Origin of the sequence: Superficieibacter sp. (genome assembly GCF_032071645.1) — a bacterium.
In the GTDB taxonomy this organism is placed as follows: domain Bacteria; phylum Pseudomonadota; class Gammaproteobacteria; order Enterobacterales; family Enterobacteriaceae; genus Superficieibacter.
Map to the genome: position 1 here is coordinate 337,008 of NZ_DAMAPU010000003.1, position 13,987 is coordinate 350,994.

Genomic DNA, 13,987 nt, shown 5'->3' on the forward strand with positions numbered 1-13,987 from the left:
GCGTAAAGAAAGTGGCATTTTGCGGCGCAGCAGACATATTCACGCCACAAAATGTCGCTTTCAGCTCACTCTCATTGCCGGGTTTTATTCTCCCAGAACACCACCCGCCGCTGTAGCCAGCGCACCGTTTGCGCGCCGCATAAGCCAATCAGCGCCAGCAGAACCACCCCCGCGAACATCGTCGCCACGCTCATGCTGACCGAACTGGACGCGATGAGATACCCCAGCCCGCTTTGCGCCGATAAAAACTCTGCCACCACCGCGCCAATCAACGCCAGCGCCACGCCAATTTGCAGTCCGGCGAAAATCTCCCCGGCCGCCGAGGGCAGCTTAACGTGAAACAGCAGAAAGGTGCGCGAAGCGGAAAACGCCCGGCAGGCATCCAGCAGTTCCGCATCGGTACGGCGGATGCCGTTAACGGTATTCACGAACAGCGGGAAAAAACAGACCAGCGTCACCAGCACGATTTTCGACAGGATGCCGAAGCCGAACCACACCAGAATAATCGGCCCCAGCGCCACCTTAGGCGTCGCCTGTAGCGCCACCAGCAGCGGATAAACAAAACGCTCGAAGGTTTGCGACTCGGCCAGCACCACGCCGAACACAATCGCCAGCAGGCTGCCGATCAGGTAGCCGCTTAGCGTTTCGCCAAGCGTGGTGGCGATGTGCGGCCACAGGCTGCCGTCGCGAAAACCATTCGCCAGCGCGTGGCCCACCGCCGCAGGTGAGGGCAGGAGATAATCGGGAATGGCGAAAAAGCGCACGCTCAGATCCCAAATCAGCAGCAGCACCGCGAGGCTTATCAACGGGTAAACGATCGGCAGGACTCTACGCATGGCTGAAATACCTCCGTAAATGCTGGCACAGGGCGAGAAAATCCGCATCGGCAAGGGTTTCCGGCGTGCGCGGACGCGCCAGCGGGATCGGCAGCGCTTCAATAATGCGCCCCGGCCCCGGCGACATCACCAGCACCCGGTCGGCAAGAAAAACCGCTTCCTGAATACTGTGGGTAATAAACAGCACCGATTTGCGCTGTGCGCTCCAGATGCGCTGTAGCTCCAGCGTCAGGGCTTCGCGGGAAAGCGCATCCAGCGCGGCAAACGGCTCGTCCATCAGCAGCAGGTGCGGATCGTGCAGGAGCATCCGGGCAATGCCGACCCGCTGCTGCATCCCGCCGGAAAGCTCATACGGGTAATCGGCAGCGAACTGCGCCAGCCCGACCAGCTCCAGCATCTCCAGCGCCCGCGCTTTTGCAGGCGCGGCGGGCAGTCGCAGGGTGCGGGCAGGCAGCAGAACGTTCTCCAGCACTGTCTTCCACGGCAGCAGGTTCGGCTTCTGAAACACCACTCCCGCCTGCCGACCGGGACCGTTCACCGGTTTGTCCGCCAGCAACACCTCGCCCGTCGTCGCCGACATCAATCCGGCAGCCAGCTTCAGCACCGTCGATTTACCGCAGCCGGACGGCCCCAGCAGCGCCACAAACTCGCCGTCGCCCACCTGAAGATCGACCCCGGACAGCGCGTCAATTTCGCCCCGGCGGGTGGCGTAGGTCAGCCCGACGCCGCGCAGCGTCAGCGCCGCGCTCATCCCTGCGCCTCCCGCGCCTGTACGGCGGCGGCGAGAAACGCCAGCACCCGCGCCCAGCTCTGCCGGTTGGCGCGGGCGTTCGCCACTGGCGTTCCGCCACCGTCAATCACGACCCCCGCTACCGGATGCACTTTGGCGATATCGGTGGTTGGCAGAAAAGGAAAGCTAATCGCATGACCGCTGTGCTCATTGCGCAGATGCTCCACCGGCCAGCGGTGCTGACGGGCCAGCAGCTCGCGCTCAATACGCTCACAGTAGGCCGTTGATGGCCAGAAGCCATCGTCGGTGCCGGAAATCAGCAGCAGCGGCCCGGCGATGCGCTCAACCGGAATGCGTGCCGCCGCCAGACTCCGCGCATCGCGTTCGACGTTAACAAAAGCAGGCGCCTGGCGAATATCCACATCCGGCCGCGCGGGATAATCAAAAGCGTGCCAGTCGGCGTGAGGATTCCCCTGCCAGATATTGCGCAGCGGCGTGCCGCCCAGCGTCCAGGCGTCGGCATCACGCGGCTGATCGGGACGACCGGCGCGCAGGGTGCCATGGATCACCGCGCTCGGCACGTAGCCAATGACCGCCGACACCGCGTGCGGGAAGGTAGCCGCCAGCAGCAGCGCCAGCTCGCCGCCGCGTGAATGCCCGGCCACGGCGATAAAACCGGCGCGCGGGCGCAGCGTCTCCTGCGCCCAGGCCAGCGCCCCGGCAAAATATTCCAGCGGGGTATCGGAAATATATTCCGGGCGACCCGGCGCGTTGAAATACGCCAGCGCCAGCGCGTGATAGCCCCGCGCCGCCAGCAGCGCGGCCCGCTGCTCCGGGGTGCCGCCGCCTGAGCCGTTCAGCACGATCACCAGTGGATGCGGGCCGGTACCGGCAGGCGTAAACAGGGTGCCGGAAAGACCACGCTCGCGGACTTCGCGGCGGGTTACGCCTTCCGCCAGCAGGCGCTGGATCAGCACCGCGTCGGCCTGGTTGCCCTCGCTGTCCTCAATATGCAGCGCGATGTGGCGCGGGGCCACGACGTCGCTGCGCGCGTCATCCAGCGGGGGTGAAATCTGGCGCAGCGCCCACACCGGGGCCATCGGCTCAGCCTCCTGCCAGTCGCCGGAAAGCGGTAGCGCGGCATCGACGTCCAGCGTCCCCGCCGCGCCAATCTGAAACGTCGCGCTGCTCTGCCAGCGGCTACCGTCCGGGTGGACCAGCGAGGCGGTCAGCCGGGCAATGCCGGGCGTCAGGCCGTGCGCTGCGATCCGGCGCGGCTGGTCAATCAGATCATCAGCAATATCAATCGTCAGCGTCGCGCTCATTGTGCCGCCTCCGCCCGCGCCCGCAGCGCGTTTTTATCGAAGTCATCAAAGGAGGAAACAAACTCATTGGAGAAAATTCGCGCGATCGGAACATTCGCGTCGGGGAATTCTCCTGCCTTCGCCATCGCCTCAATGGCCCGGCGGATCACCGCCAGATCGTACTCGCCGGGCTGGCGACGGCTGCCGTCCGCGCGGTACAGCGTGCGCTGAAGGCGTTTGGTCAGCAGCGTTTTGGCCTCCGCCAGACCTTTGCCGTCGGCATCGGCGGGCTTGCTTTCCGGGTGCTGACGCCAGAAGGCGCGCACGCAGTATTCGGGATTAATTTCGCAGACGTACTGCGCTTCGGTGTACGCCCGACCGAAGCGGCGGATCAAATCCGGGTGCTCTTTGAAGGTATCCTGATGGGCGATAAACCCGTTGCCGGGCGCTTCCTGAAACACGTCAGGGTAGGGGATACGGCGGATTTTAGTGCCGGTCAGCTCAAAAATATCGCCCCAGCTATTGTTGTAGTTCAGCGCGTCTACCTGCCCGCTACGCAATGCCTGGAAGCCCGAACCGAGCACGCCGACCGCCACGAACTGCACGTTTTTACCCGGCTCCAGCCCGGCAACCCGCAGCGCGGCGCGGCTGTTTGGCAGCGTCCCCCAGGTCAGCGCGCCAACGCCGATGGTTTTGCCTTTCAAATCCGCCAGCGTTTTAATCGGCGAATCCGCCAGCACCGTATACTCCAGCGTCTGGGCAGGCGTGCCGTTATAGAAATAGCGCACCGGCAGCGGGTTTTTACCGTTGAAATAGCTGGAAATCACCGGTTCTGCCACCGGATAACCAAAGGTCACGCGCTTGCTGGCAACCTGCGGCAGCAGCGCGCCCGCGCCCTGGAATACCAGCACTTTAACGCTGAGATTTTGTTCTTTAAACAGCCCCAGTTCTTCCGCCGCCGCGTAAGGCGCGCCGTCGTGAACCGCAGGGGGAATGGCTAACGCCACCGTGACGTCATCGGGCTTTTGCGCGTGGGCCGCGCCGACAACGCTTAAAGCCAGCAACAGGGAAAGTTTACGCATGGGTGATCCTTGTCCGTCAGAAAACGGCCAGGTTAGAACATGCCCGTCGCCAGCAGAACGAACATTTCTCTCTAAGAATAGAAACAGAACGGGCAAGCTGGAATGCCCAGCGCATTTGCCCCGCAAATCCGCGCCCGTGCCCTGATGCAACCGCAACGAAACCTCCGGCGTGCTTAACCCGCCAGCCCGCATGAATGCTGGACTGACAGCGCTTTGCCACGCGCCATACTGCCATAGTGACCGGCTTTGTGCGTTTCTCTGGGCTGCCCAGCACAGACAAATTTGCGCAATAGATTGCCATTTTAGTTATTAGAATTCCGCGCAAAACCGATCCTAGAATGGCCTCACTAAGAGATTCAAAACGCCGCTGTGAGCTGCTCACAGCATCCGCTAAGAGGCTGAGCATGACGCAAGCATTATCGTTAAGTGACCGGGCGTATCAGGCGATCCGCCGCGACATTCTGACCTGTCGCATGATGCCAGGCTCGCTGGTCACTGAATCCGAGCTGATGGAGCGCTATCTGCTGGGGAAAAGCACCCTGCGGCTGGCGCTGGCGCGTCTTAGCCATGAATGCCTGGTGGAATCGCGTCCGCGCAAAGGCTACCGCATTGCGCCGATCACCCTTCAGGACGTCGAAGAGATCTTCACCGTGCGTGCCCAGCTCGAACCGCTGGCGGCGCGACTGGCGGTGGGGAAGGTGGATATCGACCTGCTGAAAAAGCTGGAGGCGGACTGCCGGGTGGAAGTGGTCGCGCCGCTCTCCACCCGCATCGATGTCTTTATGAATGCCAACACCCGCTTTCACCTGGCGATTGCCGAAGCGGCGGGCAATCAGCATCTGCTGCGCGCACTCTCCGCCCTGATGGATGAAATGTCGCGGCTGGTGGCGCTGGGCTTCAACGTCCAGCAAACCAAACCGGAAATTCGCCACGACCATAACGCGATGATCCAGGCCTTTGAAGAGCAGGATCGCAAGCGGGTGGAGTTCATCGCCCGACGGCATATTGAAACTTTTCAGGCGATGACGCTGGAGAAAATCTACGCCACTTTAACCTCGGACGGCACGCTGCTGCCGATCCAGAACAGGAGTATCCGGGCATGAGCGCGCTTCTCAACGAACAGCCCGCCGCCGTCTCGCCGGTGATCGCCCTTCGCGGCGTCAACAAAAGTTTCGACGGTCAACGGGTATTACAGGATATCTCGCTGGAGGTGTATCCCGGCGAAATCGTCGCCCTGCTCGGCGCATCCGGCGGCGGTAAAAGCACGCTGCTGAATATTATTTCCGGGTTGCTGCCTGCGGACGGCGGCGAAATCACACTTCAGGGCGAGGCCATCGCCCGTTTTAGCCAGTGGCGTCAGGTCGGCTATCTGTTTCAGGAAGACCGCCTGCTGCCGTGGCGCACGGTGCGCCAGAACGTCAACCTCGCGCTGGAAAATACCCCGCTGTCACGCGGTGAGCGTCAGCAGCGGGTGCAGGAGGCGCTCCGGCTGGTGGGTATGGAACAGGTGGCGGGGAAATGGCCGCATCAGCTTTCCGGCGGAATGCGCAGCCGCATCGCACTGGCGCGCAGCCTGGTCGCCGGACCACAAATATTGCTGATGGACGAGCCGTTCTCGCGCCTCGATCCGCAAACCCGCAGCGCCATGCACGCGGAGCTGCTGCGCATCTGCCAGCTTAAAAACATGACCGTGGTGATCGTCACTCACGACGTGGAAGAGGCGGTGATCCTCGCGGATCGGATTGTGATCCTGCAACCGAATCCTGGACGCATCAAACAAAGCGTGGCGCTGTCGTTGCCGCGACCCCGGCAGCCCACCGGGCGCGACGTGGCCGAAAAAATCCGCCTGCTGCGGATGGAGGTATAAATGAAATCGCTGCGTAAAAACGCCTCGCTGATCGTACAGCGGCTGGTATTGCTGGGGATCTTCTTCCTGCTGTGGCTGCTGGCGGCGCAGAACATGCCCGCTTTCGTCCTGCCGGGACCGGAAAAAACCTTTAATGCGGTGCTGGCGCTGTGGCGCAATAACACCCTGTTGCACGACATCGGCGTGACCTTCTCGCGGGTGTTCAGCGGGTTCCTGCTGGCAACGCTGGTCGGCACGCTGGCGGGGCTGGCGCTGGGAGCCAGTCGGCGACTGGCGCAGTTCTTCGAGCCGCTGCTGGCGGTATTCAACACCGTGTCGTCAGCGATCTGGGCCATCTTTGCGATCATCTGGTTTGGCATCTCTAACGCCACCACCATCTTTGTGGTGTTTATGACCGCCATGCCGCTGATCCTCACCAACGTCTGGCAGGGGGCGCAGACCGTTGAACGGCAGTACGTCGAACTGGCGCGCAGCTTTCGCTTCAGCCGTCTGCAACTGCTGCGCAAAATCTACCTGCCGACCATCTTGCCGTACTTTTTCTCCGGCGCGCGGCTGGCGTTTGGCTTCGGCTGGCGCGTGTCGCTGGTGGCAGAAACCCTCGGCGCGTCGGACGGCATCGGCTACCGGCTGCGGCAGGCGGGGGATCTGGTTCAGACCGATCAGGTCTTCGCATGGACGCTGTTATTAGTTTCTCTGATGCTGCTGCTGGAAGGCGGGCTGCTTAAGCCGCTGGAGCGCCATCTTTTTCGCTGGAAATCACCCACACAGGAATAACGGTATGAAAAACTGGTTAAAGGCGGCGACGCTCGCTGCCGGGGCGCTCTTTGCCCTGAATACGGCGGCAGCGGAAAAAGTCCGCATCGGTTACTGGAGCAGCGGCGTCAGCCTCGGCTACGGGACGGTTCTGGAAAATAAAGACTTCCTGGCAAAACGCGGCATTGACGCTGAGTTTGTTCACTTCCCGGACGTCAACGCACCGATCAAAGCGCTGGCTTCCGGCTCCATCGATCTGGCCTTTGGTGCGCCGCTGGCGGGCGTGTTCAGCAGCGCTGCCGAAGGGGTGCCGATCCAAATCTTCGCCGCCACCCAGCCTGCCGACGTGCAGTTTGTGGTGCCGCAGGGATCGCCTGTCACCTCGCTTGACCAGCTGAAAGGCAAAAAAATTGGCATGTCGCCTGCCGGATCGTCGGTGGCGGTTATCGCGTCTACGCTCCTGCAAAACAATAACCACATCGGCGCGAACGAATTCCAGCTGATCGGCGGCAACGAATCGCGGCTGGCGCAGTTCCTCGTGCAAAAACAGGTGGATGCCGCCGCGCTGCGTTCGCTGACCATCGAACAACTGGATGAGCTGAAAGTCACCTCGCTCGGCAGCTTTGCCGACGAATGGAAAAAACTGACCCACAGTGACGCGGTGCCGTACATCGGCGTCGGCGCAGTGCGCAGCGAGTTAATCACCCAACACCCGGAAACGGTGGCGAAAGTCATCGCCGCGCTGCGCGACACGCTGGCGTGGGGCAAGACGCATCGGCAGGAGGTGGTCTCGCTGTTGCAGAAAAACGCCAACCTGCCGCAGCGCGATGCCGAAATCTATTTCAGCCGCTGGGACAGCATGAACCGCATCACGTTTGAACCGGCTGATATTGCCACCCTGAAGCGTCAGCATGACGTTTTTGTCGCCAGCGGCACGGTAAAGGGGCAGGTGCCCGACACGCTGTATAACGATTCCGCTTACCAGGCGGCGAAATCCCTTAAATAACAGGAGATATCCGTGAGTCAGTCAATGAAAGCGCTGGTCCTTACCCAGCATGGTAGCCTGGACAATTTGTCCGTCGTGACCGACAAGCCGCGTCCGACGTTAAAGCCGGGGCACGCCATTATTCGCGTCAAGGCGTCCTCGTTTAACTATCACGACGTATTCACCGTCAACGGGATGCCGGGCATCAAAGTGCCGCTGCCGGTGGTGCCGGGCCTCGATCTGGCCGGGGTTATTGAGGAGATCGCTGACGATGTTAAAGGCTGGCAGCCCGGCAACCGGGTGCTGATCAACCCGCTGAAACCGGGCGTCGGCCTGATGGGCGAGATGACCGACGGCGGGATGGCGGAATATGCGCTGGTGGATGCCGCGCAGCTTATCGCCCTGCCTGACGCGGTGAGCTATGCCCAGGCCGCCGCGCTCCCGGTGGCTTACGGCACCGCCCACCGGATGCTGGTCACCCATAACACCATTAAGCCGGGCGACCGGGTGCTGATCCTCGGCGCGAGCGGTGGCGTCGGCACCGCCTGCGTGGTGCTGGCGAAAAAACTCGGTGCGGAAGTCATCGCCTGCGCGGGCAGCGCAGAAAAGGCGGCGGCACTGAGCGCGCTGGGCGCGGATCGCGTGGTGAACTACCGCGAAGAGGATTTTTCCCGCTGGGCCATTAACCAGTATGGCAAACCGCAGCGCCGGACCTATGAGGGCGGAGTGGACGTGGTGATCAACTTCACCGGCGGCGACACCTGGCGTCCCTCGCTCAAATGCCTGAAGCGCGGCGGCACCCTGCTGGTCTGCGGCGCGACGGCGGGCTATGACCCGGCGGAAGATCTGCGCTACATCTGGAGCTTTGAGCTGAACATCAAAGGCTCCAACAGCTTCTATCAGGACGATCTCGAAGCCCTGCTGACGCTGGTGGCGGACGGCGACATCGTGCCGCTGATCGACCGCGAAGTTCCACTGGAGCAGGCGGCGGAAGGGCTGCGCCTGATCCGCGACCGTGAAGTGCTCGGCAAAGTGATTGTGACCCCTTAAGGAGACGGTAATGAGCGAAACGACATTAAGCGCCGCTGCGGTGCAGGAAAAATTACTCAACGGCCCGTACCACCAGTGGCTGGGGCTGGAAGTGGTCGCGGTGAGCGAAGGGGAAATCACCCTGCGCGCCCGTTTTCGCGACGAGTGGGTCGTCAACCCGGCGGGCGGCTACATTCACGGTGGCATTCTGGCCGCGCTGGTGGATCTCACCGCCGACTGGGCGCTGGTCGCCTGGACCGGCCGGGGCGTGCCGACGCTGGATATCCGCGTTGATTACCACCGTCCGGCGCGCGGCGATCTGCGCGTTGAAGGCAAGGTGATTAAGGTCGGCAAACAGGTCTCCAGCGCTGAAGCCTGGGTCTGGGACAGTGAGGATCGGCTGGTGGCAAGCGGGCGCGGCCTGTACGCCATGCCCGCAGCCTGAGGGGAAAACGATGTCATGGGTTCTGGATCATCTGGTCATCAATAACCACTTTGCGCTGGCGGCCACGCGGGACATTTTCAGCGCGCTCGGCTTCACGCTGACCCCGGAAAGCCGTCATACGCTGGGATCGGCGAATCAACTGGTGATGTTTGACGACCACTATCTGGAGCTGATCGGCCAGCCGCGCGACAGCGCGGTGGTGCGTCAGGAACTGCTGGACAGCCCGCGCGGCATTGACGGGCTGGTGTTTCGCAGCGACGACGCGCAGCAGACCGCGCATCAGCTTGCCGGGCAGGGCTTTGCCGTGCAGCCGGTCCAGCACTTCTCCCGCGCGGTAGAGGCCGACGGCGAACGCGGGGAGGCGCGCTTCAGCACTGTGCGCCTTTCCCCCGGCAGCTTTGTGGCGGGAAGAGTCTATTTTTGCCAGCATCACACCCCGGAATGGCTGTGGCGCGCGCCCTGGCTGCAACATGCCAACGGCGTCAAGGGGATCGAAAGCCTGACCGTCGTGACCGACGATCTGCCGGCGGAACGCCAGGCGTGGCAGCGGCTCGGTCCGCTGGCTCCGGCGTTTACGCTGCGGCTGGCGGGCGACGATCGCTGGCAGGATTTCCCGGCGTGCAGGGACCGCACCCGCCGCAGCCAGTTCGCCGCCATCACTTTTCGCGGCGGCGACGCGGCGCTATTGCGTCAGGCGGCGCAGGAGGCCGGACTGGCGTGGCATCAGGAGGCGGGACGGCTGGTGATTGCGCTCCCGGATATTCACACCTTACTTGAGTTCAGGCTATGACCCTTACGAATTTAGGCGCGCTGCCGCCAGCGGCGCGAGACTCACAGCAGCCCGCGTTTATTACGCCGCTGGCGCACGGCGAGCAGCGTATCACCTTCGCTGAACTGGACGCCCGTGCCGACGCGGTGGCGGCAGCGTTACAGGCGCGCGGCTACGCGCCCGGCGAGCGGATTGCGCTGCTGGGTCGCAACTCCATTGCTTATATGATCGCTTTTCTGGCGATCCTCCGCGCCGGGCTGGTGGCGGTGCCGATCAGCATTAAATTCCCCACCGCGACGCTGGAAAAAATACTCGCCGACTGCGACGCCAGGCTGATCGTCGGCGAGAGTGAACACCTCGCGCCGCTGGATCCCGCTCATTCGCGCTGGGACTTTGCCACGCTTGCCGGGGTGAAACCGGTCAGCGGCTTTTGCGCCTTTGCCCCACAGCCGCAGGATCTGGCGATGCTGCTTTACACCTCCGGCTCCACCGGGATGCCGAAAGGCGTGCGCCTGACCCACGCCAGCCACCGCTGGGTGGTCGAAACCCGGCTGGCCACGGCGGAACTGACCGGGCAGCGGGTACTGATTGCCGCGCCGTTTTACCATATGAACGCTCTGGCGCTGGCGCTGCTGACCTTAGCCAGCGCCGTCACCACTATTCTGCTGCCGCAGTTTCAGGTGCGCGACTACATTGCCGCCATCGCCCGCTACCGCTGTAGCTGGCTGACCGCCGTTCCGCCGATGATCGCCATGATGATGAAAGAGAAAACCCTGCTCGAACAGAGCGATCTCTCCTCGGTGCGGGTGGTGCGGATGGGATCGGCCCCGGTCAACGAAGGGCTGTTTAATCAAATCCGCCAGATCTGGCCCCGGGCGCGGATCATCAACGCCTATGGCACCACCGAGGGCGGTCCGATCGTATTCGGCCCGCATCCCGGCGGGCTGGACGCGCCGCTCTCCTCAAACGGCTATGCGCATCCGGCGGTATCGCTGCGCCTGCGCGATGAACGCGGTGAACTGAGCCACCACGGCGTGCTGGAAATTAAAAGCCCGGCGTTGATGCAGGGTTATCACCAGCGCCCGGACGTTGCCGCGCCGTTTACCGACGACGGCTATTACATCAGCGGCGATGTTTTCCAGCGTGATGAAAACGGCTTTTACACGTTTATTGGACGCCAGGACGATATGTTTGTCTGCGGCGGGGAAAATATCTATCCTGGTGAAGTGGAAAAGCTGCTGGAACAGCACCCGGACGTGCAACAGGCCTGCGTGATTGCGGTCAGCGATGAAATCAAAGGCAGCAAACCGGTAGCGTGGGTGATCCCGCGCGAAGGCAGCGATCCGCAACCGGAGGAGATCAAAGCCTGGACGCTGCAACACGGCCCGGCGTATTTGCATCCGCGCCATATCTGGCTTATCGACCGCTTTCCGCTGGCGGGCACCAATAAAGTGGATCGCCATGATCTGCGCGCTCGCGCTGAGCGCTACCTTGCACAATTATCCGGCTCAGGAGACGCGGCATGATTTTTAACTGGGACAACCCTTATCCGACCACCCGCACGCCGCTGTTTGCCCGTAACGTGGTGGCGACCTCGCACCCGCTGGCGGCACAGGCGGGCAATCAGATTCTTATCAGCGGCGGTAACGCGGTGGACGCGGCGATAGCGGCGGCGGCGACGCTGACGATCGTTGAGCCGGTCTCCAACGGCCTCGGCAGCGATGCCTTTGCAATGATCTGGGACGGACAGCAACTGCACGGCCTGAACGCTTCCGGCACCGCGCCTTCCCACTGGCAGCCGGCGTGGTTTGCGCGCCGTTACGGGCTTGATGCGCGCGGGCACGCCCGTCGCCCGGAGCGCGGCTGGGACAGCGTCACCATTCCCGGCGCGGTGGCCGCCTGGGGGGCGCTGCACGCCCGTTTCGGTAAACTGCCGTTCTCCCGCCTGCTGGAAAGCGCCATCGACATCGCCGAGCGCGGCGTCACCCTTGCCCCGATGGTGGCGCGAAAATGGCAGGCGGCGGTGCCATTGCTGCGCGAACAGCCCGGCTTTGCCCGCACTTTTATGCCTGAGGGGCGCGCACCCGCCGTCGGCGAAAAATTTATTTTGTCCGACGCCGCCCGCACCCTGCGCATTCTGGCAGACCAGGGCGCACGCGCTTTTTATGAAGGCGAAATTGCCGAAGCCATCGCGGGCTTCGCCGCCAAAAGCGACGTCCCGCTCAGCGCGGCAGATTTTGCCCGCTACCAGCCGGAATGGGTCACGCCGATTTCGCGACGCTATCGTGGTTATGATGTTCACGAACTGCCGCCCAACGGACAGGGGATCGCCGCGCTCATTGCGCTGGGGATTCTGGAGCATTTCGACCTTGCCAGCCACCCGTGTGACAGCGTCACGTCACAGCACCTGCAAATTGAAGCCATGAAGCTGGCCTTTGCCGACCTCTACCAGTATGTGGCCGATCCACGTTCGATGGACATCACCCCAGAGCAAATGCTGGATGACGGTTACCTGGCGGAGCGCGCGAAACTGATCGATCCCCGCCGCGCCAGCCTGCCGCAGCCGGGAATGCCTGCCAGCGGCGGCACCGTTTATCTGACCACCGCCGACGAAAGCGGAATGATGGTTTCGTTTATTCAGTCGAACTATATGGGATTTGGTTCCGGGGTAGTGGTGCCGGAATACGGTATCAGCCTGCAAAACCGGGGCGCCGGGTTCTCCAGCGATCCGCGTTCGGCCAACGTCGTCGCGCCGGGGAAACGTCCGTTCCACACCATTATTCCCGGCTTCCTGACCAAAGACGGACTGCCGCAAATGAGCTTTGGCGTGATGGGCGGGGACATGCAGCCGCAGGGACATGTGCAAACGCTGGTGCGGATGCTGGACTATCAGCAGCAGCCGCAGGCCGCCTGCGATGCGCCGCGCTGGAAGGTCAACCGCGATTTCACCCTCGATCTGGAAACGCGCTTCGATGCCGGGGTAACAGAGCAGCTTCGCGCGCGCGGGCATCAGTTTAAATCGGTCAACGATCCGTATATGGATTTTGGGTCCGGCCAGTTTATCTGGAAACTTTCCGCCGACAGCAGCCACGGTTACGTCGCCGCCAGCGACAGCCGCCGCGACGGTCAGGCGGTGGGCTTCTGAACCTTCTGGCGGCTGGCTCCCGGCGGCTGTCCGGTGACGCGCTTAAACGCGCGGCTGAAGGCGGCCTGAGAGGTGTAGCCCAGCCGCTGCGCCACCGTTTCAATCGGCAGCCGGTGTTCCGTCAGCCACTGGCTTGCCAGATGCATTCGCAGCTCGGTGGCGTAGCGCTGGGGCGGCACGCCGATGGTGGCCTGAAAGCGTTCGGCGAACACTGAGCGGGAAATATGGCACTCCGCCGCCAGCTCGCTGACCGTCCAGTCGCGCCCTGGCTGGCGGTGTAGCGCGAGGATCGCCCGCGCCAGTCGGGGATCGCGTAGCGCGGCGACCAGCCCGGAAGCGTTATCGCAACCACACTCCACCCAGCCGCGAACGATCATCGCTGCCACCACATCGGCGAGGCGGGCCAGAATTCCGGCATAGCCGACGCGGGTGGAACAGATTTCCCCCTGCATCGACTCAAGGATCGGCACCAGTCCGGGATAGCGCCCGCTGGTGGTATCCACCAGCATCAGATTCGGCATCAGAGGGCCAAGCCCCTGCATTCCGCCGAGATCGAACTCCATACAGCCATAAAAGAACACCGCGCCGGGGCGGGTTTCGCTCCCACAGCAGGCTTTTACCGCGCACACCGTCTCGGCGAGCGGCGCGGCGTCAAAGCTGTTAATGCACTGCACCGGCATTTCCGCAGCGGAGAGGATCTGGTGCCGCCCGCCGCGTGGCAGAAACACCGCGTTTCCGGCGCACAGGTGATGCAGTTGCCCGTCTCCGGTGCGCAGAAGCGCGGTGCCGACGGCGAGAAAATGGAAGTAAGCGCCGCCGGGACGGGCGGTAAAATCAAGGCCAAACTCCGGCCCGGTTTGCACCCGCCGGTAGTCCACGCCGCGCAGACGCATCCCGGTAAGCAGCTCGCTGATCAGTTCTGAAGAAAGGGCAAAAGGCGGTTGTTGGCTCATTTCAGGCGTTTCGGTCAAAAAACAGGGAGGCACTATCATAGACCCTCCTGGCGATAGCGTCCAGAATCCCCTTTCCGATACTCTTTTCA

At 62.8% G+C, this 13,987-nt stretch carries 14 protein-coding genes; 9 read left to right on the top strand and 5 right to left on the bottom strand.

The window, feature by feature from the left end:
* Positions 1–71: 71 nt before the first annotated feature.
* The 4 genes from RT197_RS08365 to RT197_RS08380 are packed head-to-tail and all read right to left on the bottom strand — an operon-like array spanning position 72 to position 3,952.
* The gene (locus RT197_RS08365; protein ID WP_312949158.1) at positions 72–836 is read right to left on the bottom strand and encodes an ABC transporter permease; all 765 of its coding nucleotides are present in this window, start codon (positions 834–836) and stop codon (positions 72–74) included.
* On the bottom strand, positions 829–1,587 hold the full coding sequence (locus RT197_RS08370) for an ABC transporter ATP-binding protein (RefSeq protein WP_312949160.1): 759 nt from the start codon (positions 1,585–1,587) through the stop codon (positions 829–831). The genes RT197_RS08365 and RT197_RS08370 overlap by 8 nt, the downstream gene beginning before the upstream one ends.
* Entirely contained in the window at positions 1,584–2,891 is a 1,308-nt protein-coding gene (locus tag RT197_RS08375) for an acyl-CoA thioester hydrolase/BAAT C-terminal domain-containing protein (protein ID WP_312949162.1), read from the bottom strand. The genes RT197_RS08370 and RT197_RS08375 overlap by 4 nt, the downstream gene beginning before the upstream one ends.
* Positions 2,888–3,952, bottom strand: coding sequence for an ABC transporter substrate-binding protein (locus RT197_RS08380; protein ID WP_312949164.1), 1,065 nt, complete (start codon positions 3,950–3,952; stop codon positions 2,888–2,890). Before RT197_RS08380 ends, RT197_RS08375 begins: the two co-directional genes overlap by 4 nt.
* Positions 3,953–4,356: 404 nt before the next feature.
* Between RT197_RS08380 and RT197_RS08385 the strand changes: the two genes are divergently transcribed.
* The 9 genes from RT197_RS08385 to RT197_RS08425 are packed head-to-tail and all read left to right on the top strand — an operon-like array spanning position 4,357 to position 12,945.
* Positions 4,357–5,055 carry a GntR family transcriptional regulator gene (locus RT197_RS08385; RefSeq protein ID WP_312949166.1) on the top strand — a complete coding sequence of 233 codons (699 nt, stop codon included), beginning with the start codon at positions 4,357–4,359 and terminating at the stop codon, positions 5,053–5,055.
* Positions 5,052–5,819, top strand: a complete 768-nt coding sequence (locus RT197_RS08390) for an ABC transporter ATP-binding protein (RefSeq protein WP_312949168.1) — start codon at positions 5,052–5,054, stop codon at positions 5,817–5,819. The genes RT197_RS08385 and RT197_RS08390 overlap by 4 nt, the downstream gene beginning before the upstream one ends.
* The gene (locus RT197_RS08395; RefSeq protein ID WP_312949170.1) at positions 5,820–6,593 is read left to right on the top strand and encodes an ABC transporter permease; all 774 of its coding nucleotides are present in this window, start codon (positions 5,820–5,822) and stop codon (positions 6,591–6,593) included.
* A 4-nt stretch (positions 6,594–6,597) separates the two neighbouring features.
* A complete protein-coding gene (locus RT197_RS08400; protein ID WP_312949171.1) occupies positions 6,598–7,578 on the top strand; it encodes an ABC transporter substrate-binding protein in 981 nt (326 codons plus the stop codon).
* 12 nt (positions 7,579–7,590) lie between these two features.
* Positions 7,591–8,607, top strand: coding sequence for a zinc-binding dehydrogenase (locus RT197_RS08405; RefSeq protein ID WP_312949172.1), 1,017 nt, complete (start codon positions 7,591–7,593; stop codon positions 8,605–8,607).
* 10 nt (positions 8,608–8,617) lie between these two features.
* The gene (locus RT197_RS08410) at positions 8,618–9,031 is read left to right on the top strand and encodes a PaaI family thioesterase (RefSeq protein ID WP_312949173.1); all 414 of its coding nucleotides are present in this window, start codon (positions 8,618–8,620) and stop codon (positions 9,029–9,031) included.
* Positions 9,032–9,041: 10 nt separating this feature from the next.
* Positions 9,042–9,821 (top strand): VOC family protein, encoded by a 780-nt coding sequence (locus RT197_RS08415; RefSeq protein ID WP_312949175.1) that lies wholly within the window; start codon positions 9,042–9,044, stop codon positions 9,819–9,821.
* Complete coding sequence (locus RT197_RS08420; RefSeq protein WP_312949176.1) at positions 9,818–11,326, top strand: class I adenylate-forming enzyme family protein; 1,509 nt, start codon at positions 9,818–9,820, stop codon at positions 11,324–11,326. Before RT197_RS08415 ends, RT197_RS08420 begins: the two co-directional genes overlap by 4 nt.
* Positions 11,323–12,945, top strand: coding sequence for a gamma-glutamyltransferase family protein (locus tag RT197_RS08425; protein ID WP_312949178.1), 1,623 nt, complete (start codon positions 11,323–11,325; stop codon positions 12,943–12,945). The genes RT197_RS08420 and RT197_RS08425 overlap by 4 nt, the downstream gene beginning before the upstream one ends.
* Here RT197_RS08425 and RT197_RS08430 read toward each other — a convergent pair.
* A complete protein-coding gene (locus RT197_RS08430) occupies positions 12,927–13,937 on the bottom strand; it encodes an AraC family transcriptional regulator (protein ID WP_312949180.1) in 1,011 nt (336 codons plus the stop codon). The two genes, RT197_RS08425 and RT197_RS08430, sit on opposite strands and share 19 nt — an antisense overlap.
* Positions 13,938–13,987: the final 50 nt, after the last annotated feature.

Coding starts and splice junctions, on each gene's coding strand:
- RT197_RS08365 (WP_312949158.1), bottom strand. CDS start 836: ATGCGTAGAGTCCTGCCGATCGTTTACCCGTTGATAAGCCTCGCGGTG.
- RT197_RS08370 (WP_312949160.1), bottom strand. CDS start 1,587: ATGAGCGCGGCGCTGACGCTGCGCGGCGTCGGGCTGACCTACGCCACC.
- RT197_RS08375 (WP_312949162.1), bottom strand. CDS start 2,891: ATGAGCGCGACGCTGACGATTGATATTGCTGATGATCTGATTGACCAG.
- RT197_RS08380 (WP_312949164.1), bottom strand. CDS start 3,952: ATGCGTAAACTTTCCCTGTTGCTGGCTTTAAGCGTTGTCGGCGCGGCC.
- RT197_RS08385 (WP_312949166.1), top strand. CDS start 4,357: ATGACGCAAGCATTATCGTTAAGTGACCGGGCGTATCAGGCGATCCGC.
- RT197_RS08390 (WP_312949168.1), top strand. CDS start 5,052: ATGAGCGCGCTTCTCAACGAACAGCCCGCCGCCGTCTCGCCGGTGATC.
- RT197_RS08395 (WP_312949170.1), top strand. CDS start 5,820: ATGAAATCGCTGCGTAAAAACGCCTCGCTGATCGTACAGCGGCTGGTA.
- RT197_RS08400 (WP_312949171.1), top strand. CDS start 6,598: ATGAAAAACTGGTTAAAGGCGGCGACGCTCGCTGCCGGGGCGCTCTTT.
- RT197_RS08410 (WP_312949173.1), top strand. CDS start 8,618: ATGAGCGAAACGACATTAAGCGCCGCTGCGGTGCAGGAAAAATTACTC.
- RT197_RS08415 (WP_312949175.1), top strand. CDS start 9,042: ATGTCATGGGTTCTGGATCATCTGGTCATCAATAACCACTTTGCGCTG.
- RT197_RS08420 (WP_312949176.1), top strand. CDS start 9,818: ATGACCCTTACGAATTTAGGCGCGCTGCCGCCAGCGGCGCGAGACTCA.
- RT197_RS08425 (WP_312949178.1), top strand. CDS start 11,323: ATGATTTTTAACTGGGACAACCCTTATCCGACCACCCGCACGCCGCTG.
- RT197_RS08430 (WP_312949180.1), bottom strand. CDS start 13,937: ATGATAGTGCCTCCCTGTTTTTTGACCGAAACGCCTGAAATGAGCCAA.